Below are 21838 nucleotides of genomic sequence, written 5' to 3'. Positions count from 1 at the left end.
TGGTATCAGAAGGCGCGCTGATATCGCCGGGGAAGGGAATTTAAGTGACCGCCAAGATCAAGATCGGCAATTACGGCTATACCTGCCAGCCGCGCTGGGGCTTTGGCCGGCCGACCCATCCCCGCCTGTCCGAGATCATCGGCCGGCAAAAGGCAGAATACGTCCGGCGCATCGACCATCTGCTGGGCCTGGCCGAGCACTTCGCCGCCATTCCGCTGGAAGAGCCCGACGAGGCCCCCGGTCCCCGCTGGATGAATCCCTGGTTCAGCGCGCTGGACGGCATGATGCTGACCGGCATGCTGGCCCGGCACGATCCGCGCCTGCTGATCGAGATCGGCTCGGGCAATTCCACCAAGTTCGCCCGTCACGCCATTACGGCGCGGCGCCTGCGCACCAAGATCGTCTCCATCGATCCCGAGCCCCGTGCCGAGGTGGATTCGCTGTGCGACGAGGTGATCCGGGCGCCGGCCGAGTTCATCGACCCGTCGGTGTTCTCGCGGCTCAAGCCGGGCGACATCCTGTTCATCGATTCGTCGCACCGCTCGCTCGAGAATTCCGACGTCACCGCCCTGTTCCTGGAAGTGCTGCCCGAATTGCCGCCCGGCGTCATCGTCCATGTCCACGACGTCTACCTGCCCTACGACTACCCGCCGGCCGCCGAGGGGCTGATGTACAACGAGCAGTACATCCTGGCCGCCCTGCTGCTGGGCGAGGCCAAGTGGCTGGAGCCGGCCTTTCCCAATTACGCCGTGGTGCAGGACCCGCAATTGTCGGCCCGCCTGGGCCCGCTGTGGCAGGCCATCGGCACCAACGCCTTCCCGGCGCCCAGCACGTCATTCTGGCTGAACATCAAGAAGCGTCGTTAGTGTGTTGATTTAACACATGTGAGCGATAAGGCGCCGCAGGAAATCCTCGCACTTGGCGACCTGCTCGACGGTGATGAATTCGTCGGGGCGATGGGCCTGGGTGATGCTGCCGGGGCCGCAGACCACCGCCGGAATGCCGGCCTGCTGGAACAGCCCGGCCTCGGTGGTGAAGGCCACCTTGCTGGTCTGGTTGGAGCCCGACAGGGCGCAGACCAGACGGACGGCGGCGTCCATCTCGTCCATGCCGAGACCCGGCGTCGAATTGTGCTCGTCCAAGGTGATGCCGCTGGCTTCGCTGACACCCAGCATCTCGGGCACCAGATCCTGGGCCCAGCCGCGCACCTCGGCCATCAGTTCCTCCGGGTCGTGATCGGGCAGGTTGCGGATCTCGAACTCAAACGAGCAGGATTTGGGAACAATGTTGAGTGCCGTGCCGCCCTGCATGGTGCCGGTATGAACGGTGGTGTAGGGCGGCTGGTAGCCATGGTCGAAGGGGCCGCTTTCACGGATGCGCCGCTGCATGGCCCGCAGTTTGACCACCATTTCGGCGGCGATCTCGACGGCGTTGACGCCTTGGTGGTTCAGGGCCGAATGGCATTCGTGCCCTTCCACGTGGCAGCGCACGCTTTTCTTGCCCTTGTGGCCGATCACCGCCTTCATCTCGGTGGGCTCGCCGACGATGCACAGCCGGGGCTGGACCGGCAGGTGCGCCAGATCGTCGATCAGCCGGCGGACGCCGACGCAGCCCACCTCCTCGTCGTAGGAAAAGGCGAAATGAATCGGCATCTTCAGCGGCGCGGCGGCGAATTCGGGGGCGAGCGCCAGGCAGGCGGCGATGAAGCTTTTCATGTCGGCGGTGCCGCGGCCGTACAATTTACCGTCGGCCCGGCGCAGGCGGAACGGGTCGGCCGACCAGTTCTGGCCATCCACGGGGACCACGTCGGTATGACCCGATAGAACTATTCCAGGAATATCATCGGGGCCAATCGTGGCAAAGATATTCGCCTTGTTTCGAGACTTGTCAAAAGTCCTGCGCACAGAAGCCCTAAGACCGGAAAGGATTTCCTCCGCCAGATCGATTAACTGTAAATTAGTCTTGTAACTTGTAGTATCGATCGCGATTAATTTCTCGATCGTTTCGATGCTGGCCGGCAGGGGCGTTTCGGCATGTTCGCTCAAGGACCCGTTCTCGCTCTGGGAGGCTTTGCGCAGTGCCGCCATCATACGGCCCCTTGTAGCCGGAAGGCCAGTCCCGTACGTCGAGGTATATCCAATATCTTGTGGTTATTACGCATGCGGAGCGCTATTCTCCCGCATGCCGACGGGGCAGGGGGCGGCTGGTTTTGTTGGTGGCGAGGGAGCGCGAGCTTGCAGCCCGTGATGCTTACGCATGAGTGACCCCGTGGCCGGGCAGACCGCGGGTGCGGCCGCGCCCGATGAGGGCGCCAAGAAAGCTGAGCAGCCCGCTTTCAGCATCGCCTCGCTTTCCACCCTGAAGAGCAATCTGTTCGACCTTGCGGTGGCGTCGCTGTTTCTCAACGTCCTCGGCCTGGCGCTGCCCATGGCCCTGCTGCAGGTCTACGACCGTATCCTGCCCAACAAGTCGGTGGGCACCATGGTCTTCCTGATGGGGGCGGTGTTTGCCGCCCTGCTGCTGGAATCGTCGCTGAATTTCTGCCGTTCGTGGATCACCGGCTGGGTGGGGGCGAAGTTCGAGCACAATGCCGGCTGCACCGCGCTGACCCATCTGGTGATGGCCGGCGTGGACGAGTTCGAGAAGGACGGGTCCGGCGCCCATCTCGAGCGCATGAACTCCCTGTCCACGGTCCGCGAGTTCTATGCGGGCCAGGCCATGCTGACCTTGCTCGATCTGCCGTTCGCCGTGCTCTATCTCAGCCTGGTGGGCATGATGGGCGGCATTCTGGTCCTGGTCCCCATCACCATCCTGGTGCTGTTCTGCATCACCGCCGTCATCTTAGGCGGCAAGCTGCGCGCCGCTTTGCAAAAGCGCATGACCGCCGACGACCGCCGTTTCAACTTCATCATCGAGGTGCTGGGCGGCATTCACAGCGTCAAGGCCTTCGCCATGGAGGCCCAGATGGTGCGCCGCTACGAGCGGCTGCAGGAGACCTGCGCCGAAGGGGCCTATCAGGTGGCGCTCAATTCCTCGACCGCCATGGGCATTTCCTCGTTCTTCTCGCAGGCGACCACCGTCTGCGTCGCCATGTTCGGCGCCCTGGTGGTGCTGAACGGCGAGATGACCACCGGCGGCCTGGCCGCCTGTTCCATGCTGGCCGGCCGCGCCATGGCGCCCATCCAGAAGGCCCTGGGGGTGTGGACCCGCTTCCAGTCGTTCATGCTGGCCCGCCACCGTCTGACCGAGCTGTTCAAGCTGAAGCCGGAATCCGAGAAGAACCTGCCCAAGATGACCGCCTGCAAGGGCGGGCTGGAACTGATCGATTGCAGCTTCCGCTACGGCGAGAAGCTGCCGATCATTATCCGCGACGCTTCCATCAAGATCGCCGAGGGCGAGTGCATCGCCATCTCGGGCGGTAACGGCAGCGGCAAGACCACCCTGCTGACCCTGATGCAGGGCGCCATCAAGCCGACCACCGGGCAGGTGCTGGTGGACGGCCAGCCCATGACCATGTTCGAGCCGCAGAGCGTGCGCGACCATATCGCCTTCCTGCCGCAGATGGGCGTGCTGTTCCAGGGCACGATCTTGCAGAACATCACCATGTACCGTAAGGAGTTCGACGACGTGGCGGTCGAGACCGCCGCGCTGCTCGGCCTGGACGAGGTGGTGGCGACCATGGCCCTCGGCTACGACACGCCGGTGGGCGACGGCGCCTATGATTCCCTGCCGCGCGGCATCAAGCAGCGCATCGCCATCGCCCGCGCCCTGGTCAACAATCCCCGAGTCGTGCTGTTCGACGAGGCCAATACCGCCGTTGACACCACCGGCGACAATTTCCTGCGCGTCTGGCTGGAACGGGCCAAGGGCAAGCGCACGCTGGTTCTGGTCACGCCGCGCCCGTCGCTGGTCAAGCTGGCGGACCGGGTGTTCGACCTGAAGGACGGAACGTTGGTGGCCAAGCCGCCGCGCGAGGAGCGGCCCCCCATGCCCGAGGCTCCTCCCGGCCTGCTGCCCCAGGGAGGGCCGGCATGACCGCGGCCCACAACAGCCTTTCGGCGCGCAAGCCCAACCAGCAGGCCATCGAGCAGTACGAGCAGCAGCTGGCCCAGAACGCGCTGGGCGGTTTTTCCGCCACCTCGGATCTGGCGGCCTGCCTGTTGCCCCTGCTCAAGTCGCTGGGGTGGAAGGGCGATCCGCGCCATGTGGCGGAATCCCTGCCGCACTTCGCCAACGACCTGGACTTGACCGGCCTGCGCAACGTGATGGCGACGCTGAACTATTCCAGCCGGCCCGAGCGTCTGGACCTGGAGATCATCGACGCCCGCCTGTTGCCCTGCCTGTTCCTGCCCGACGAGAGCCACGCCCTGGTGGTGAAGAAAATCGACGACGAGGGCGAGGCCGAGGTTTTCGACAGCGCCCAGGGGCTGACCGTCAAGTTCGACACCAGGGGCGTCAAGGGCACGGCCTATTTCTTCACCAACCTGGGCGGCGATGCGGCGGCCGCCAAGCCCGCCAGCTGGTTCCAGAGCGTGCTCGAGCGGTTTCGCCCCCTGTACTGGCAGGCGTTCTTCGTCACCTTCGTGCTCAACGTCTTCTCGCTGGGCACCCCGCTGTTCACCATGTCGGTCTACGACAAGGTGATCGGCGCCGAATCCTATTCCATGCTGGTGTCGCTCTCCATCGGAGTGACCATGGCGCTGGCCGCCGACGCGGTGCTGCGCGAGGTCCGGGCCCGCATCCTGGCCTTTGTCGGCGCGCGGCTCGACAACATCATGGGCAACAACATCTTCCAGCACATCCTCGCGCTGCCGCCGGGCTTCACCGAGCGGGCCACCATCGGCGCGCAGGTGGCCCGCATCAAGGACTTCGAATCGGTGCGCGAGTTCTTCACCGGGCCACTGGCCACGGTGTTCATGGAACTGCCCTTCGCCATCTTCTATTTCACCGTGATCGCCCTGCTGGGCGGCGTGATCGCCCTGGTGCCGGTGATCGGCACCATTCTGTTCATCGTCGGCGGCTGGGCCGTCATGCCGGTGGTGCGCAAGAACGTGGGCATCGCGTCGCGCGCCGGATCGCGGCGCCAGGAATTCCTGGTGGAGGCGCTGGGCAAGATGCGCGCCGTCAAGCTGGCCGCCGCCGAGCACACCTGGGTCAAGCGCTACCGCGAAATGTCGGCCCGCGCCGCCATGGGCGGATTCAAGAACGGCATGTTCTCGGTGGCCATCAGCACCGGGTCGAACATCCTGATCATCTCGTCGGGCCTGGCCACCATCATCGTCGGCGTGCTGGGCGTCATCGACGGGGCGCTGTCCATCGGCGGCCTGATCGCCGCCATGATGCTGGTGTGGCGGGTGCTGTCGCCGCTGCAGACCGGCTTCACCATGCTGCAGCGGGTGGAGCAGGTGAGGGGATCGATCCGCCAGATCGACGGCCTGATGGGCATCAAGCCCGAGCGCGATCCCAAGGCCATCGTGGCGCCGTTGAAGAACATCAAGGGCCGCGTGGTGTTCTCGCGGGTCTCGTTGCGCTACAACAACGAATCCGACCCCGCCCTGGTCGGCGTCTCCTTCGAGGTGGAGCCGGGCGAGGTGGTGTGCGTGACGGGGCGCAACGGTTCGGGCAAGTCCACCATTCTCAAGGTCCTGCTCGGCCTTTACACGCCCCAGGCCGGCGCGGTGAAGATCGACGCCACCGACATCCGCCAGATCGATCCCATCGAGATGCGGCACATGATTTCCTATACGCCGCAGACCTGTAACCTGTTCTTCGGAACGGTGGCACAGAACCTGCGGCTGGCCCATCCCACCGCCACCGACGCCGACATTCGCTGGGCCTGCGACCAGGCGGATGTGTGGGAGGAGATCATGGCCCTGCCGCGCGGGCTGGAAACCCGCATCGGCGAGGGCGCCTCGGAGCATCTGCCGACCAGCTTCGTCCAGAAGATCTCGCTGGCGCGCGGTTATCTCAAGCGCAGCCCCATCATGCTGTTCGACGAGCCGGTCAACGGCCTTGATTTCGAGGGCGACCGCACCTTCATGCAATCCATCGAGAATTTCCGCGGCCAGTCCACCATCTTCATGGTCACCCACCGCCCCAGCCATCTGCGGGTCGCCGACCGTATCCTGGTGTTCGATGGCGGCTATCTGCGTCTCGCCGGCCCGGCCGAGGAAGTCCGGGCCAAAATTCCGCCGGATCTGATCTGACATGAGCACGAACCCGACCCCGAATCCGGGCCAGAACCTGGTCAACGTCCCCCAGCCCGACAAGGTGCCCCAGGCGGCAGCTTCGTCGAAGTCGGTGATCAAGCTGTCCAACCGGCAGTCGCGGCACCTGGCCCAGGCCCTGGTGCTGGAGGAGAGCGGCACCTCGGGCATGGTCCGCTTCACCATGATGCTGGCCAGCGCCACCACCGCCGCCTTCGTGGTGTGGGCGGCGCTGACCGACGTGCCGGAAATCGCCACCGCCGAGGGGCAGGTCATTCCCTCGGGGCAGGTTCAGGCGGTTCAGCATCTGGAAGGCGGCATCGTCCAGGATATCCTGGCCCGCGACGGCGATCTGGTGGAGGCGGGAGCCACCATCGTCCGGCTCAATCCCGCCCAGGCCATCTCCGATCTGGAGCAGACCAGGGCGCGCGAAGCCACCCTGCTGATCAAGGCCGAGCGCCTGCGCGCCTTGGCCGAGGAGCGTCAGCCCGATTTCTCCCATATGCCCCAGGGCTATGACCGCCTCATCTCGGACAATCTGGCCATCTTCAACAGCCAGTCCCAGGCCCGCGACACCTCGCGCTCGGTGATCCTGTCGCAGATGGAGCAGAAGCGCTCGGACCTGCGCCTGCTGGAATCCCAGGAGCGCTCGCTGCGCGAGCAGATCGGGCCGCTGCAGGAAGAGATGAACATGCGCCAGGAACTGGTCGCCAAGGGTCTGGTGTCCCGGGTGGTCTACCTGGACACCAAGCGCGAGCTGTCACGCGTCCAGGGCGAACTGGCCCGCCTGATCGGCCAGGAAGTGACGGCGCGCGAGGCCCTGGGCGAGGTGGAAAACCGCCTGATGGACAACAAGTCGTCGCTGCAGAAGGCGACCATGGACGATTTGGGCACCACCATCAACGAACTGGCCCAGGTGCAGGAAAGCATCGGCCGTCTCGAGGATCGGGTGAAGCGCCTGGAGATCGTCGCCCCGGTGCGCGGCCTGGTCAAGGGATTGGCGGTCAAGAACCAGGGCGCCGTCATTCAGGCCGGCGGCAATGTCTGCGAGGTGGTCCCCGTCGAAAACCAGATGAAGGTGGACGCCAAGATCAACACCAAGGATGTCGGCCATCTGAAGATCGGCCAGCCGGTGCGGGTCAAGGTCACCACCTACGACTTCGCCCGCTACGGCGCGGTGGACGGGACGCTGACCAAGATTTCCGCCTCCAGCTTCGCCGACGAGAAGGGCAACCCCTTCTTCAAGGGCGTGATCGACCTCAAGCACAATTACGTCGGCCTGACGCCCGGCCGCTACGGCATTCAGCCCGGCATGTCGGTGACGGCGGAAATCATCACCGGCGACAAGACCTTGCTGCAATACATGCTCAAGCCGATCTTCACCCAGATCCAGCAGTCGTTCCACGAGCGCTGATCGGGGGCCACGAACGCTGATCGGGCCGAAAAACGGGTGTCAGCCGGTGGGCTGACACCCGGCCTGTTCCAGCAGCTTCCGCTTGACCTCCATATCCTGTTCGGAATCGGCGAAGCGGTCGGCAATGGCCTTGAACTGGTCCTGAAGGGCCATGAAGGTGTCGACGATGTCGGGATCGAAGTGGGACCCCGAACCTTCGGCGATGATGGCCACCGCCTTTTCGTGCGGCATGCCTTCCTTGTAGACGCGGCGGCTGATCAGGGCGTCGTAGACGTCGGCTACCGCCATCAGGCGGGCCGAGACGGGAATGTCGTCGCCGCCGATGCCGAGCGGATAGCCGCTTCCGTCCCATTTCTCCTGGTGGCCGTAGGCGATTTCCTTGGCCATGGCCAGGAACTGCACCGGCGTGCCCAGCGACCGCTCGGCGTGCTCGATGGCGTCGCGGCCCAAGGTGGTGTGGGTTTTCATGATCTCGAATTCATGCGGCTCGAAGCGTCCGGGCTTCAACAAGATGCGGTCGGGAATGCCGACCTTGCCGATGTCGTGCAGCGGCGCCGACTTGAACAGCATGTCGATGGTCGTTTCGTCGAGGGTGGCGACGAAGCGGGGATGGTCCTTCAGGTTCTCCGCCAGGAGGCGGACGTAATACTGGGTGCGGCGAATGTGGTTGCCGGTGTCGGAATCCCGCGTTTCCGCCAGGGAGGCCATGGCCAGGATGGTCACGTCCTGGATGGCGGCCAGTTCGCGGGTGCGCCGCGCCACTTCCGCCTCCAGGTAATCGGCCTTGTCGCGCAGGAAGTCGGCGCTGGCCTTGAGCTTCAGCTGGGTCTCGACCCGGGCCAGCACCACGGCCGGATTGATGGGCTTGGTCACGTAGTCCACGGCGCCCAGTTTGAGGCCGGCCTCCTCGTCCTCGGCAGCGCTCATGGCGGTGAGGAAGATGACCGGAATATCGCGGGTGGCGCGGTCGGCCTTGAGACGGCGGCAGACCTCGTAGCCGTCGAGGCCCGGCATCATGATGTCCAGCAAGATGAGGTCGGGCGGCGCCTCGCCGGACGCGATGGCCAGGGCCTTCTCACCGCTGTTGGCGATCTTGACCCGGTAGAGGTCCTTGAGCAGGCCGCTCATCAGCTTCAGATTGTCGGCGGTGTCGTCGACCACCAGGATGGTCGGGCGGAGATCGTCGGTCATGGCAGGCTAACCTTGAGGGCGCGTTCGATGGACTTCTTGACGGAAGCGATGGACACCGGCTTGACCAGATAGCCCGACACGTGCAGGCCCTTGGCGGTCATCACCGCCTCTTCGCCCGAATCCGAGGTCAGCATCACCACCGGCGTGGCCGCGACTTCAGGAAGCGGGGCCTTCTGCAGGGTCGCCACATAGGCGAAGCCGTCGTCGCCCGGCATGTGGATGTCGCACAGCACCACGGAAGGGCGGATGCGCAGGGTCTCCGAAATGGCGGCCTTGACGTCGCCGGCCTCGTAGAGGTTGGACGGCGGAATGCCGATCTGTATCAGAATCTGGCGCAGCGTCAGCCGGATGAACGGCTCGTCGTCCACCAACAACACCTTGATGCGGCGAAGTTCCGTTTCATTCATGAGGCACCTTTTTCGGCGTTGCCATTTTCGGCGTTGAAGGAGGCGAGGGCGTCACGCAGTTCGTCCAGGGTCACCGGCAGCAGAGGCGCCAGCATGGCGACCCCTTCGGCATTGCCGGCCTTGGCGGCGTCCTCGATATCGGCGGCCAGGCGGCCGAGACGGACGGCCCCGGCAGTATTGGCCGTCCCTTTGAGGCCGTGGGCGGCCTCGCGCAGGGCGGCAAGGTCGCTTTCCGCCGTGATGCGCCCGACCTTGGCGGCGGCATCGTCGAGGAAGGCGGCCAGGATGGGACGAAGCCGTCCCATGTCCCATTTGTACACCGGCCCCATGCGTTCGAAGTCGAAGACGTCGGGGTCGATTTCGGGAAGGGCGGGGGGCGCGGCGGCGGGCTTGTCGTCCAGCAGGCCCAAGGCCCGGTCGAAATCGAAATCAACCACATGGCGGGCGATGGAATCGGCCCGGCTGCCCAAGGCCGAGCGCAGGAGGGGCAGGTTGTTCACCACCAGCTCTTCCGCCTCGGCGTCGCTGTCGGCCAGCAGGGCGCGCAGCCGTTGGATCAGCCCGGCGGCATCGCCCCCGGGCCCCGGAGCTTCCTCGGGCGGTGCCAGCGCCGCCGCCACCCGCCCCGTCAACTCGGACAGGACCGGCGCCAGGGCCGCCAGCGGAGCAGAGGAATCCTTGCCCGCCTTGATCGCGGCCTCCACATCGGCGGCCAGGGATTGCAGGGCGGCGGCGCCCACATTGCCGGCGATGCCTTTCAGGGTGTGGGCGATTCGCTCGGCGGTGGCTAAATCGCCGGCCGCCAGGGCTGCGCCGATGTCGCCGACCGCATTCTTCTGGCCCGTCGCGAACTTGCGCAGCATGTCGAGATAAAGCGGCCGCTTGCCCCGCACCCGCTTCAACCCGGCATTGGTGTCCAGGCCGGGAATGTCGGTCGGAATATCGCCGGCCGCCGGCTGCGACGGGGGCGCGGCCGGCGACGGAGCGGGGGAGGGCGCCGCCGCCCGACGCCATTTCAGCAAGGTGGCGAACATCTCGTCGGGATCGATGGGCTTGGCCAGATGGTCGTTCATTCCCGCTTCCAGGCAGCGGTCCCGGTCGGCCTGCATGGCGTTGGCGGTCATGGCGATGATGGGAAGATCCGCGTGGCCCATCTTGCGGATCTCGCGGGTGGCGGTGATGCCGTCCATCACCGGCATCTGCATGTCCATCAGCACCATGTCGTAGACACCGGCCCGGACCTTGTCCACGGCCACTGCGCCGTTCTCGGCAATCTCCACCACGACGCCGCCATCGGCCAGCAATTCGGTCGCCACCTGCTGGTTGAAGTCGTTGTCCTCCACCAGGAGCACCTTCAACCCCTTGAGCCCGGCCAGATCGGCAGCGGAAACGCCTGCGGCGTCGGGGACCGAATCCGGTTCGTCCTCCAGGACGGCGCCCAGACTGCGCATGGCGGAATCGAACAGCAGCGAGGGATTGACCGGCTTGATCAGCACTTCCTCAATTCCGGCGGTTTCCGCGCCCTTCATGACCTCCTCGCGGCCATGGGCGGTCACCATGATCAGGTGCGGGGTCACGGGCAGGCCCAGGCCCTTGATGGCGTAGGCCGTCTCGATGCCGTCCATTCCCGGCATCTGCCAGTCGAGGAAGACGATCTCGTAGGGCGCGCCGCCGGCGGTATTGCGGATGGCGTCCACCGCAGCAGGCCCCGAATCCACGTCGTCCACCTTGAACGACATGGAGGACAGCATGTCGACCAGCACGGCCCGGGCGTTCTCGTTGTCGTCGACCACCAGCATGCGCCGCCCGCGCAGATCGGGCTTGGGCAACAGCTTGCGCCGCGGCTTGCCCTTGCCCAGCGTGGCGGTGAACCAGAAGGTCGATCCCTTGTCGGGCACCGATTCCACTCCGACGCTGCCGCCCATCAGTTCGGCCAGCTTCTTGGAAATGGCCAGGCCCAGGCCGGTGCCGCCGTATTTGCGGGTGGTGGAGGAATCCGCCTGCTGGAAGCTCTGGAACAGCCGTCCCTTCTGCTCCTCGGTCAGGCCGATCCCGGTGTCCCTGACCTCGAAGCGCAGCACCACCTCGCCGCCCAGGTCCTGGCCCAGGCGGACCCGGATGGTGATCTCGCCCTTCTCGGTGAACTTGATGGCGTTGTTGGCGTAGTTGATGAGGATCTGGCCCAGGCGGAGCGGGTCTCCCTCCAGGTCGTTGGGCACGTCGGCGCCTACGTCGAACACCAGTTCCAGGCCCTTGGCCGTGGCCTTGTCGGTGATCAGGTTGGCGACGTTGTCCAGCACCTTGTCCAGGTGGACCTCGGTCCGCTCCACCGCCAGCTTGCCGGCCTCGATCTTCGAGAAGTCCAGGATGTCGTTGATGATGCCCAGCAGGTGTTGGCCCGATTGCTGGATCTTCCTGACATAATCCTTCTGGCGCGGATTGAGCTCGGTCTTCAGCGCCAGATGGCTCATGCCGATGATGGCGTTCATGGGCGTGCGGATTTCATGGCTCATATTGGCCAGGAAGTCGGCCTTGGCCTGGGAGGCGGCCTCGGCCTTCTCCTTGGCGATGGCCAGTTCGGCGGTCCGCTCCTCCACCAGATCCTCGAGATGCTCCTTGTACTCCACCACCTCGGCGCGGGCGTGCTCGGCATCCTCGGCCAGGCTGATGGCGGCGACGCGCTCGCGGCTGGCCTCGACGACATGGGTGCGGATGGCCGCCTCGGCCTGGCGCGCCTTCCACTGCTCGACCGCGAACGAGCCGACCAGTTTGGCGAAGCGGGCCAGAAAGCCCAGGATGAACGGCAGCCGCACCTCGTCGATGACCGGCGCCTCGCGCACTGCCGCCAGGTATTCGGCCCGGTCGAAGCCAAGCTCGTCGGCCTGGGCGGCGAAGAAGGCTTCATCCAGGGACCCTGTGTGGAACTGGCCGATGAAGACGTTGGCCACGTGGTGGCCGGCGATGACGATCGGCGAGGCGCAATCGGTCATGCCGTTCCTGCACCGGTACATGGCGTAGTCCTTGCCCTCCTGGAGGTTGAGGGCAAGCTCGGTGTCGCTTTCGATGCAGCGGGCGCAGCTCTGCGGGTTGACCCGATGGAAGTCGGTGCAGGCTCGCTGCCAGCGGGCGGCGGCCAGGATGTCGCCCTGGGGATCGATGATGGCGGCGGCGATGCCGACCGCCTCGCAGAAATCCGCGAACAGGCTCTGCAGTTCATTTTCGCGCAGCAAGGCGACAAAGGCCCCGCGAATGGCCTCGCCGTCCAGAACCTGGGGAACGACGACGTCGCTGGTCGTGTCGTCGGCCTCCTCGGCCTGCTCGGGCGACAGGAAGGCGGGCGGCAGCCCCAATCGCAAGGCCAGCTCGTTGATCCGGCGCTTGAGGTCGATGATCCTCTGTTCACGGCCAAGCGCCAGCCGGTTGAAGCGTTCGATCTCTTCCACCTTCTTGCGGTCGGAGACATCGACGAATGTCCCGACCAGACCGCCCGCCGTTCCATCGACCTTGCGGAAGCCCGAGACGTAATAGAGCGTGTCGTGAACCTTGCCGTCGGCGAAGGGGATGGGCATCTCCTTTTGAACCACCGACGCGTTGGCGATGACCGCTTCATCCTCGGCCTGATAGGTGATGCGGTCGGATTCGGGCAGATAGTCGAGATCGAGAACCCGTTTGCCGATGAGTTTTTGCCGCGCCACGCCGAACGTCTGTTCGTAGGCGCGGTTGAAGCCGAGGAAACGGCCGTCCGGCCCCTTGTAGAACAGGGGATAGGGGATGGTGTCCACCAGGGCTTCCTGGAAGGCGGCCTGATCGCGGATGGCGTTTTCCGCCGCCTTGCGCTCGGTGATGTCCATCAGCCAGGACAGAATGCCGGTCCGGCCGTTGAAAGGAATCGGCAGGTAGGTGACCAGCATGTCGAGCGGCGTCTTGTCGACGCTCCACATCTGGACTTCCCTGTTTCGGACGATGCCGTCCCTGTGCAGGCTTTCCAGCAGCGCATCCCGATCCGATTGGCGGACATAGACGTTGGGGGCGTAGTCGCCCACGCGGAAGCCGAATTTCTCCATGACGATGGGATTGGCGAACTGGATTTCGCCATCGACCGTGATGGCGATGCTGATGGGGCTCTTGTCCAGGATGTTCTGGAGCCTTTCGCGCTCGGCGATCAGGGCCTCGGCGGCTGCCTTGCGCTCGGTGATGTCGCGGAACGACACCACGGTGCCGACAACTTGACCGTCCTTCATTACCGGCGTCGTGGCGTATTCCACCGGGAAGCTGGTTCCGTCGCCGCGCCAGAGCACCTCGTCGGCCACGGTGCGCGGGGCCCCATCCACGCTGGTCAGGTGCATGGGGCAGCATTCCCTGGGAAAGGCCTTCCCGTCGGGATAGGAGTGGTGAACAAGGGCGTGCATGCCCTTGCCCACCAGGTCGGCGATCTCGTAGCCCAGCATTTGGGCGCCGGCCGGATTGATGAAGGTTATCCGGCCATCGGGAGCAAGCCCGGCGATGCCCTCGCTGACGGAACCGAGGATCAGGCGCGAACGCTCCTCCGCCTCGGCCAGCGCCAGCTCGGCGCTCTTGCGCTGGGTGATGTCGCGGGCGATGCCGATCAGGCCCAGCAAGGTGCCGTCCGGGCTGTGCAGCGGCACCTTGGTGGCTTCGAAATGGGCCACCCGGCCGTCGGGATAGGTGCCGCTCTCCTCGCAGGTCAGGGTCTTGCCCTCGGCGACCATGGTGACGTCGTTCTGGCGGTACTGGTCGGCTTTCTCGGGCGGGAAGAGGTCGAAATCGGTCTTGCCGACGATGGCGTCGAGCGGCTTGCCGATCATCTCCGCGAAGGCCTGGTTGCCGACCAGATAGACCCCCAGCATGTCCTTGACGAAGATGACGTCGGGGATGGAATCGATCAGCGAGCGCAGCAGCGAGCGTTCGCGCCCCAGTTCCCCGGCCTGTTCCTCCACCAGCCGGCCCTGTTCGGCCAGTTGGTCGTTGATGACCTCCAGCTCCTGCTTGCGGGCGGCGATCTGGCGTTCCGAGGCGGCCAGGGTCGCCGCCTGGATTTGCGTCTCGGCCAGCAATTGCTGGGTCTTGTTGGTGCGCTCGATGATCTCGAGGCTCATGGCCAGGACCGGCATGATGCCGTCCAGCAGCGCCTGATCGCGCGGGCCGAAGCCCTCGATGGTGGCGAATTCCACCACGGCCAGCAGGTTGTCGCCGCGCAGGACCGGAACAACCGCGATGGATTTCGGCGCCATGTCCCCGGTGGCGCCGCCGATGCGGATGTAATCGGCGGGCGGCTGGGTGATGACGATGGGGGAGCGTTCCAGCGCGCATTGGCCGACCAGGCCCTCGCCGACGGCGAAGCCCTGTTCCAGGCTCTTGCGCTCGCGGTGGGCGTAGCCGCCCTGCAGGCTGAGGTGCTTGCCGCTTTCATCCATGACGTAGAAGGCCGCCTGGCCCAGCTTGAGCAGCGGCGCCAGCATGGAGAACAGCTTGCGCGCCAGTTCGCCGGGATTGGCCGAGGTCTGGAGTTCGGCGGAAATGGCGGCCAGATGGGTCTTGACCCAGCGCTGCTCCTCCATCTGGCGGGAATCGGCCCTAAGCACGTCGATGGCGCGGGCCAGGGCGCCCACCTCGTTGGGCAGGTCGGTTCCCGGAACGTCCAGATCCAGCTTGCCGGTGGCCAGTTCCGTCACCACGGCGCTGAGGCGGTCGATGGGGCGGCGAACCGACAGGGTGACCGCCAGGGCGGCGAGCAGGCTGATGGCGACGGCGCCGGCCAGCAAGGACAAGGTCAGCAGGATGGCGCCCTCGGCCGCGGCCGAAGCATTGGCGACCTCGATGCGGGCCTGTTCCTCCTTGTAGTCGGATAAAAGGGCGAGGGCCGCATCCGCATTGACGCCCAGATGCTGGAACTCGGGGCTGGCGACGGCGATGGCGGCTTCCGCGCTGTTCTTGCGCAGCAGGGCCAGGGTCTGGTCGACGCTCGCCTTATAGGACCGGTATTGCTCCTCGAAGCTGGCCAGGTTCTTCTTGTTCTCGTCGCGAATGACGTGGGCTTGGGCGTCCTTGATCTCCAGGCCGAGCCTGGCCTCGGATTCGTTCAGAAGGACGATGGCCCGTTCGCGTTCTCCCGCGTCCGGGGCGAGAATGGCCTGGCGTAGTGCCCGGCCCATCTTGGCCAGTTCGACCCGGGCGTCCTTGAGGTGGGAAATACCCTTCAGGTCGATCTCGTAGAGCCGGTGGGAGCCTTTGTTGAGGACGTTCTGATTGTAAAGCCCAACCGCGCCCAGCAGGACGGTCAGGGCCAGAAGGATGGCAAAGCCCGACAACAGCTTGGTTCGCAGCGACACGCGTTCCAGGGTATTCAGCAGACGGTTCATGGGCTTGCCTCGGTCAGGACCGGCGCGGCGCTTGCCTGGCGGCGTTGGATTTCCAGATTGAGAGCCAGCAGATCCGCAAGCTCCCTGAACTGCTGGATATCGGCCGTGTTCGGCCGGTGAAGAATGGCGATTTCCACGGCGCCCAGCGGCGTGTCGTCGAGCATGAGCGGCTCCATCAGGATGCCGGCAGGCCGGGCGTTGCCGAGGCCCGAGCGGATGGACCACGCTTCCATCTCGTCGCCCGCCAGAACCCGGCCGCTCCGGTCGACGACGCACTGGCCCAGAAGCCCGGCTCCGGCGGCCATTTCGCCCGGAAGCCCGGCAGGAGCGGCGTAGGACGCGGCCAGGGTCATGGACGGCGCGCCGTCGCGCTCGTAGACGTAGACCGCCCCTTGCAGCGCTCCCAGGATGTCGTGGGCCTCGGCCAGGAAGACACGGGCCAGATCGGAAACCCCTCTGGCCCGCTGCAGCTTCATGGCCGCCTCGGCCCTGCGGTTCTTGCGCTCGGCGCTTTGGGACTGTTCGCGGGCGTATTGCTCGATGCGCCGGCTGGCCATGACCTGGGCGTGCTGGCCGCGGAGCAGCTTGAGCAGCAGGCCGACGATCACCAGCATGGCCGCCGCCACCGCCCCGCCCGTCCACAGGCCGTCGCTGGCCGCCTTGGAAACGGTCAGATCCTCGGCCAGCACCACCTGCCATGAGCCATAGGGATCGTTCCACTGAACGTCGGCGACGGCCAGGGCGTGGCTGCGCCCGCCGATGCGCACGATGCCCGGCGCGATGGAGAAGGGCAGGACCGGCGGGTCGGTCTTGTCGAACATGGCGCCGAACTGCTTGAGGGCGCGGATGGCGGTCAGGCGTTCGAAGGTGGCTTGACCCGCCAGGTGGCCGACCCATTCGGGCCTGTTGCTGGCGAACACCACGCCCTGCGGCGACAGCAGGAGGGCGATGCCGACATGGTTCTGCAAAAGGCCGTCGACCCGGTCCAGCCCGGTGCGGGCCACCACGGCGCCGATGGGGCCGCTGGAGCGCTGGACCGAAGCCAGGACCGGTGCCGTGAAGTACAGGGCCCGGTCTCCCCGCGCCAGGCTGACGGCGGCATAGACATTGTCGCGTCCGGACATGGCCATCTTGTAGTAGGGGCGGAAGGTGACGTTCAGTCCGGTGGACGGGCGTCCGCTGCTGTCCCACGAGGAATGGACGATGCCGTCTCCCCCCACCACGAACACCCCCTGGGCGTCGTGAGAGCGTCCGACATCCTCGAGCAATCCGGCGATGCGGGGAAGGTTGGGCGGAACCTCGCCCCGGGCGTCGAACTTGATGTCCTGGGCCACCGCCCCCAGCAGGGACAGCGCCCCCATCACGTTGCCGTTCAAGGTCTGGGACATGATCTCGACGCTGCGTCGCTCGGCGTCGATGACCAGGCGCGACAGATGCTCGTCATGGCGGGCGGAAACGGCCAGCAACCCGGCCAGGATGCCGCACAGCACCGCGACGAGCAGGGCCGCCAGCCATCCAAGGCCGGGGCTCCTGATCAGCAGCGCCATCCCGTACCGCATTCGCCTTATCCCAAACAGCATGCCGTCAGGATTTCCCCCCCTGACGGAAGCAGGATAGACCAGCAACCGGGAAACGAAAATTTCTTTTCGCCGGCCATCCCAAAGGATTGCTCATGAAAAAACGGCCTGAACCAAGGGTCCAGGCCGTTCATTTGCCGAAATTCGCTTCAGAAGGGGATTTCGTCGTCCAGGTCGGCCGGGGGCTCCCAGGACTGGCCGCCGCCCTGCTGGCGCGAGCCGCCGGCACCGCCGCCGCCCTGGCGCGGGCCGTCGTCGTAGCCGCCGCCACCACCACCGCCATAGCCGCCACCGCCGCCGCCGTCACGGCCGCCCAGCAGGGTCAGCTCGCCCTTGAAGCGGCCGATCACCACCTCGGTGGAGTACTTCTCCTGGCCCGACTGGTCGGTCCACTTGCGGGTCTGGAGCGCGCCCTCGACATAGACGCTGGAGCCCTTCTTCAGGTAGCGCTCGGCGATGTCGGCCAGGTTGGGATTGAAGATCACCACCCGGTGCCACTCGGTCTTTTCCTTGCGCTCGCCGGTGCCGCGATCCTTCCAGGTCTCGGAGGTGGCGATGTTCAGGTTGACGATCTTCGAGCCGTCCTGCGAGGTCCGGACCTCGGGGTCGCGGCCCAGATTGCCGACCAGAATGACCTTGTTGACGCTGCCAGCCATGGCGTTCGTGGCTCCTGTGGGGAAAGTTGGCGCGGATCATATTGCAAGGAACCGGCCTGCGGAAGGGGCAAGAGCACCGCGCCTCAAATATGAGGCGCGGTGCTCTTGCCTTATCATTATCCCTCGCCGGGCGCGGCCTTCCGGCCGCTTGGCCGCCGCCTCAATGGCGGCTGACCGCGGTATGAGTCAAATATGACGCACACCGCTAATGCTTGGCCTTGGTGGGCGGCGCCGGCAGCAGGCGGCCCAGCATGGAGGTCAGCGCCTTGGCGTAGGCGGCGACGCCGCTCCGGTGCATGCGCAGGCTCATTTCGGCGCCCTTGGCCAGCTTGAAGCCCAGCACGATGTGTTCGTCGTCGGCCTCGGGCTGGATGGTCCAGCGTTCCACCGACTGGGCGGGGATGGCGGCGGCGGGGGCGGAAGAGGTGGAGGGTGGGGAGGAGGCGTCCTCGGCCGGAATCCCGCCCGCCTGCTCCAGCCAGGCCGACAGCAGCGTCATCTGGTCCAGCGGCAGGATCACCACGTGTTCCTCGCCCGACTCGTCGGCCAGCACGACGCGGATGGCGTCGCCGGTATCCGAGGCCCGGGCCGAAACCACCTGGGCGGCTGAGATTTCGTGCTTCATGCTCCATCCCGAGGCAAGCAGCGCCGGTTCCCATTATGCCAGAGCCGGGCGGCGAGTTCACTTCAATACCCGCAGGCCATACCCTCGGGTTGTCGGGTCACACGATATCTGGTAGCGTGCGGCCGCGTGGATATGTGTCCACCCCAAGTTCTGGTTCCTTTTTTGAAACCGATGGGAAAATTTCGTTGACCACGCCTCCCGCGTCGCCGCAATTCGATATCACTCCGGTCACCATCGAAGACGAGATGAAGCGCTCTTATCTCGATTACGCCATGAGCGTGATCGTGAGCCGCGCGCTTCCCGACGTCCGCGACGGGCTGAAGCCGGTCCACCGCCGCATCCTGTTCGCCATGAACGAGGCGGGCTACCACTACAACAAGCCCTTCCGCAAATCGGCGCGCATCGTCGGCGACGTCATGGGTAAGTATCACCCCCATGGCGATTCGGCCATTTACGACGCCATGGTGCGCATGGCGCAGAACTTCTCCATGCGCCTGCCGCTGGTGGACGGGCAGGGCAATTTCGGCTCCATGGACGGCGACCCGCCGGCAGCCATGCGCTACACCGAGGCCCGCCTGGCCCGCTCGGCCCATTCCCTGCTTGAGGACATCGACAAGGAAACCGTCGACTTCCAGGCCAATTACGACGAATCCACCCACGAACCCACGGTCCTGCCGGCCCGCTATCCCAATCTGCTGGTCAACGGCGCCGGCGGCATCGCGGTGGGTATGGCCACCAACATTCCGCCCCACAACCTGGGCGAGGTGATCGACGCCTGCTGCGCCTATATCGACGACCCCGAGGTGACGGTCGAGCGGCTGATGGAGCTGGTGCCCGGCCCCGATTTCCCCACGGGCGGCACCATTCTCGGCCGTTCCGGCATCCGCGCCGCCCAGCAGACGGGCAGGGGATCTGTGGTGATGCGCGGCCGCGTCCACGTGGAGGAGATCCGCAAGGACCGCGAGGCCATCGTCGTCACCGAGATTCCCTATCAGGTGAACAAGGCCCGCATGCTCGAGCAGATCGCCGAGCTGGTGCGCGACAAGAAGCTCGAGGGCATCTCGGACCTCAGAGACGAATCCGACCGCGACGGCGTGCGGGTGGTGATCGAGATCAAGCGCGACGCCATCGCCGAGGTGGTGCTGGCCCAGCTCTACCGCTTCACGCCCTTGCAGACCAGCTTCGGCGTCAACTCGCTGGCCTTGAACGGCGGCCGGCCGCAGATGATGACGCTGAGGGACATCATCAAGGCCTTCATCGCCTTCCGCGAGGAGGTGATCACCCGGCGCACCATCTTCGAGCTGGGCAAGGCCCGTGACCGCGCCCACGTCTTGGCCGGCCTGGCCATCGCCGTGGCCAATATCGACGAGGTCATCCGCCTGATCCGCGCCGCCCCCGATCCTTCCGAGGCGCGCGAGAAGCTGATGACCCGGGCCTGGCCGGTGGGCGACGTGGCGCCGCTGATCGAGCTGATCGACGAGCCCGGCCGCACCATCGAGGACGGCTGCTACCGCCTGTCCGAGACCCAGGCCAAGGCCATCCTGGACCTGCGCCTGCACCGCCTGACGGGCCTTGAGCGCGACAAGATCGGCGACGAGCTGCGCGAGATCGGCCACCAGATCGAGGCCTACCTGCTGATCCTGTCGTCCAGGCCCCGCCTGTTCGAGGTGATGAAGGGCGAATTGCTGGAAATCCGCGAGCAGTTCGCCACGCCGCGCCGCACCACCATCGAGGAAAACGAGTTCGAGGCCGATATCGAGGACCTCATCGCCCGCGAGGACATGGTGGTGACGGTGACCAACACCGGCTACATCAAGCGGGTGCCGGTCTCGGCCTATCGCGCCCAGAAGCGCGGCGGCAAGGGCCGTTCGGGCATGAACATCAAGGACGAGGATTTCCTCTCCGAGGTGTTCGTGGCCAACACCCACACCCCGGTGCTGTTCTTCTCGTCCACCGGCATCGCCTACAAGCTGAAGGTCTACCGCCTGCCGCTGGGCAATCCCCAGGCGCGCGGCAAGGCCATGGTCAACCTGCTGCCGCTGGACGAGGGCGAGACCATCTCCACCGTCATGCCGCTGCCCGAGGACGAGACCACCTGGGGCGACCTGCACGTCATGTTCGTCACCTCCAAGGGCGACGTGCGGCGCAATCCGCTGTCCGACTTCACCGAGGTGCGCGCCAACGGCAAGATCGCCATGAAGCTGGGCGAGGGCGAGCGGCTGATCTCGGTGCAGACCTGTTCCGCCGAGACCGACGACGTGCTGCTGGCCACCCATCTGGGCAAGGCCATCCGCTTCCCGGTCCAGGACGTGCGCGAGTTCAAGAGCCGCGATTCGACCGGCGTGCGCGGCATCCGGCTGGACGGAGAGGACGAGGTCATCTCCATGTCCATCCTGCGCCACACCGACTATGATTCCGAGACCCGCGACGCCTTCCTCAAGGGCGACCTGCCGGCCGAGCAGATGGAGAAGATGGCCGCCGAGCAGCAATTCGTGCTCACCGTCACCGAAAACGGCTTCGGCAAGCGCACCTCGGCCTTCGAATACCGCATCACCGGCCGTGGCGGCTCCGGCATCGCCAACCTGGACATGACCGCCAAGACCGGCACCGTGGTGGCGTCGTTCCCCGTCAACCACGAGGATGACATCATGCTGGTGAGCGACGGCGGCAAGCTGATCCGCATGCCGGTGGACGACATCCGCATCGCCGGGCGCAAGACCCAGGGCGTCACCCTGCTACGAACGGCAGAGAACGAACGGGTGGTATCCGCCGCCAGACTGTGCGATATCGGAGGCAATGGCGAGGAGCCGGACGAATCCGACGAGGGAGCCGGGGATGCAGCCGAGGATATGGCGGGAGGCGAGGATGCCTAAGCGCGTCGGTCTCTATCCCGGGACCTTCGACCCGATCACCAACGGGCACATGGACATCGTGGCCCGCGCCACCCGCATGGTCGATCATCTGATCGTCGCCGTGGCGGTCAACGCCGGCAAGGGGCCGCTGTTCACCCTGGAGGAGCGGGTCGCCATGGCCGAGGCCGAAATGGCCGAGCTGTCCCAGTCCGTGGGCGTCAGTATCGAGGTGCGGCCCTTCGACACCCTGCTGGTGGATTTCACCGCCAAGTGCGGCGCCAACCTGATCGTGCGGGGCCTGCGCGCCGTTTCCGACTTCGAGTATGAATTCCAGATGGCCGGCATGAACGCCCGTCTGACGTCCGATATCGAGACCATCTTCCTGATGGCCTCGGAACGCTGCCAGTTCATCTCGTCGCGCTTCGTCAAGGAAATCGGCCGCCTGGGCGGCGACATTTCCCAATTCGTCAGCCCCCGCGTCAAGGCGCGGCTGGACGAAAAATTCGGCTTCTCGGCTTAAGGAAGACCAA

General features: G+C 65.7%; 13 protein-coding genes. 6 read left to right on the top strand and 7 right to left on the bottom strand.

Annotated features, from left to right (window positions below; all coding sequences use genetic code 11):
* Positions 1-44 precede the first annotated feature (44 nt).
* The gene (locus XM1_RS15010; protein WP_068434846.1) at positions 45-866 is read left to right on the top strand and encodes a class I SAM-dependent methyltransferase; all 822 of its coding nucleotides are present in this window, start codon (positions 45-47) and stop codon (positions 864-866) included.
* Positions 867-875: 9 nt separating this feature from the next.
* On the opposite strand, the gene argE is transcribed toward XM1_RS15010, so the two are convergent.
* Positions 876-2045, bottom strand: a complete 1170-nt coding sequence (gene argE / locus XM1_RS15005) for an acetylornithine deacetylase (RefSeq protein ID WP_369816051.1) — start codon at positions 2043-2045, stop codon at positions 876-878.
* 211 nt (positions 2046-2256) lie between these two features.
* Here argE and XM1_RS15000 point away from each other — a divergent pair, with 211 nt between their 5' ends.
* From XM1_RS15000 to XM1_RS14990, 3 genes are read left to right on the top strand one after another with little or no spacing between them, the layout of a single operon-like run.
* A complete protein-coding gene (locus XM1_RS15000) occupies positions 2257-4035 on the top strand; it encodes a peptidase domain-containing ABC transporter (protein ID WP_156428749.1) in 1779 nt (592 codons plus the stop codon).
* The gene (locus XM1_RS14995; RefSeq protein ID WP_068434838.1) at positions 4032-6206 is read left to right on the top strand and encodes a peptidase domain-containing ABC transporter; all 2175 of its coding nucleotides are present in this window, start codon (positions 4032-4034) and stop codon (positions 6204-6206) included. Before XM1_RS15000 ends, XM1_RS14995 begins: the two co-directional genes overlap by 4 nt.
* A gap of 1 nt (position 6207) precedes the next feature.
* On the top strand, positions 6208-7620 hold the full coding sequence (locus XM1_RS14990; protein ID WP_068434836.1) for an HlyD family type I secretion periplasmic adaptor subunit: 1413 nt from the start codon (positions 6208-6210) through the stop codon (positions 7618-7620).
* A 39-nt stretch (positions 7621-7659) separates the two neighbouring features.
* Here the strand turns inward: XM1_RS14990 and XM1_RS14985 are convergent, their stop codons facing one another.
* The 6 genes from XM1_RS14985 to XM1_RS14960 form a co-directional block, all read right to left on the bottom strand.
* Positions 7660-8811, bottom strand: a complete 1152-nt coding sequence (locus XM1_RS14985; protein ID WP_068434834.1) for a two-component system response regulator — start codon at positions 8809-8811, stop codon at positions 7660-7662.
* Positions 8808-9218 carry a response regulator gene (locus XM1_RS14980; RefSeq protein ID WP_068434829.1) on the bottom strand — a complete coding sequence of 137 codons (411 nt, stop codon included), beginning with the start codon at positions 9216-9218 and terminating at the stop codon, positions 8808-8810. Before XM1_RS14980 ends, XM1_RS14985 begins: the two co-directional genes overlap by 4 nt.
* Positions 9215-15598, bottom strand: a complete 6384-nt coding sequence (locus XM1_RS25015) for a PAS domain S-box protein (protein WP_231920532.1) — start codon at positions 15596-15598, stop codon at positions 9215-9217. Before XM1_RS25015 ends, XM1_RS14980 begins: the two co-directional genes overlap by 4 nt.
* Complete coding sequence (locus XM1_RS14970; protein WP_231920531.1) at positions 15595-17157, bottom strand: GAF domain-containing protein; 1563 nt, start codon at positions 17155-17157, stop codon at positions 15595-15597. The genes XM1_RS25015 and XM1_RS14970 overlap by 4 nt, the downstream gene beginning before the upstream one ends.
* Positions 17158-17324: 167 nt before the next feature.
* The gene (gene ssb, locus XM1_RS14965; protein WP_068434826.1) at positions 17325-17831 is read right to left on the bottom strand and encodes a single-stranded DNA-binding protein; all 507 of its coding nucleotides are present in this window, start codon (positions 17829-17831) and stop codon (positions 17325-17327) included.
* A 205-nt stretch (positions 17832-18036) separates the two neighbouring features.
* Complete coding sequence (locus XM1_RS14960; RefSeq protein WP_068434824.1) at positions 18037-18456, bottom strand: hypothetical protein; 420 nt, start codon at positions 18454-18456, stop codon at positions 18037-18039.
* Between the two features lie 185 nt (positions 18457-18641).
* Here XM1_RS14960 and gyrA point away from each other — a divergent pair, with 185 nt between their 5' ends.
* Both gyrA and coaD read left to right on the top strand, forming a co-directional pair.
* Positions 18642-21329: a DNA gyrase subunit A gene (gene gyrA / locus XM1_RS14955; protein ID WP_068434822.1), complete on the top strand. Its 2688-nt coding sequence runs from the start codon at positions 18642-18644 to the stop codon at positions 21327-21329.
* Positions 21322-21828: a pantetheine-phosphate adenylyltransferase gene (coaD, locus tag XM1_RS14950; protein WP_068434820.1), complete on the top strand. Its 507-nt coding sequence runs from the start codon at positions 21322-21324 to the stop codon at positions 21826-21828. The genes gyrA and coaD overlap by 8 nt, the downstream gene beginning before the upstream one ends.
* The last annotated feature ends 10 nt before the right edge of the window (positions 21829-21838 follow it).

The organism is Magnetospirillum sp. XM-1, from assembly GCF_001511835.1.
GTDB lineage: Bacteria > Pseudomonadota > Alphaproteobacteria > Rhodospirillales > Magnetospirillaceae > Phaeospirillum.
Note: the sequence above shows the minus strand (reverse complement) of the source record. Positions and strands in the feature narration are given on the sequence as shown.

What these genes read in the sequence shown, in the direction of transcription:
- XM1_RS15000 (WP_156428749.1), top strand. Translation starts at nt 2,257, where the DNA reads ATGAGTGACCCCGTGGCCGGGCAGACCGCGGGTGCGGCCGCGCCCGAT.
- XM1_RS14995 (WP_068434838.1), top strand. Translation starts at nt 4,032, where the DNA reads ATGACCGCGGCCCACAACAGCCTTTCGGCGCGCAAGCCCAACCAGCAG.
- XM1_RS14990 (WP_068434836.1), top strand. Translation starts at nt 6,208, where the DNA reads ATGAGCACGAACCCGACCCCGAATCCGGGCCAGAACCTGGTCAACGTC.
- XM1_RS14985 (WP_068434834.1), bottom strand. Translation starts at nt 8,811, where the DNA reads ATGACCGACGATCTCCGCCCGACCATCCTGGTGGTCGACGACACCGCC.
- XM1_RS14980 (WP_068434829.1), bottom strand. Translation starts at nt 9,218, where the DNA reads ATGAATGAAACGGAACTTCGCCGCATCAAGGTGTTGTTGGTGGACGAC.
- XM1_RS25015 (WP_231920532.1), bottom strand. Translation starts at nt 15,598, where the DNA reads ATGAACCGTCTGCTGAATACCCTGGAACGCGTGTCGCTGCGAACCAAG.
- XM1_RS14970 (WP_231920531.1), bottom strand. Translation starts at nt 17,157, where the DNA reads ATGCGGTACGGGATGGCGCTGCTGATCAGGAGCCCCGGCCTTGGATGG.
- ssb (WP_068434826.1), bottom strand. Translation starts at nt 17,831, where the DNA reads ATGGCTGGCAGCGTCAACAAGGTCATTCTGGTCGGCAATCTGGGCCGC.
- XM1_RS14960 (WP_068434824.1), bottom strand. Translation starts at nt 18,456, where the DNA reads ATGAAGCACGAAATCTCAGCCGCCCAGGTGGTTTCGGCCCGGGCCTCG.
- coaD (WP_068434820.1), top strand. Translation starts at nt 21,322, where the DNA reads ATGCCTAAGCGCGTCGGTCTCTATCCCGGGACCTTCGACCCGATCACC.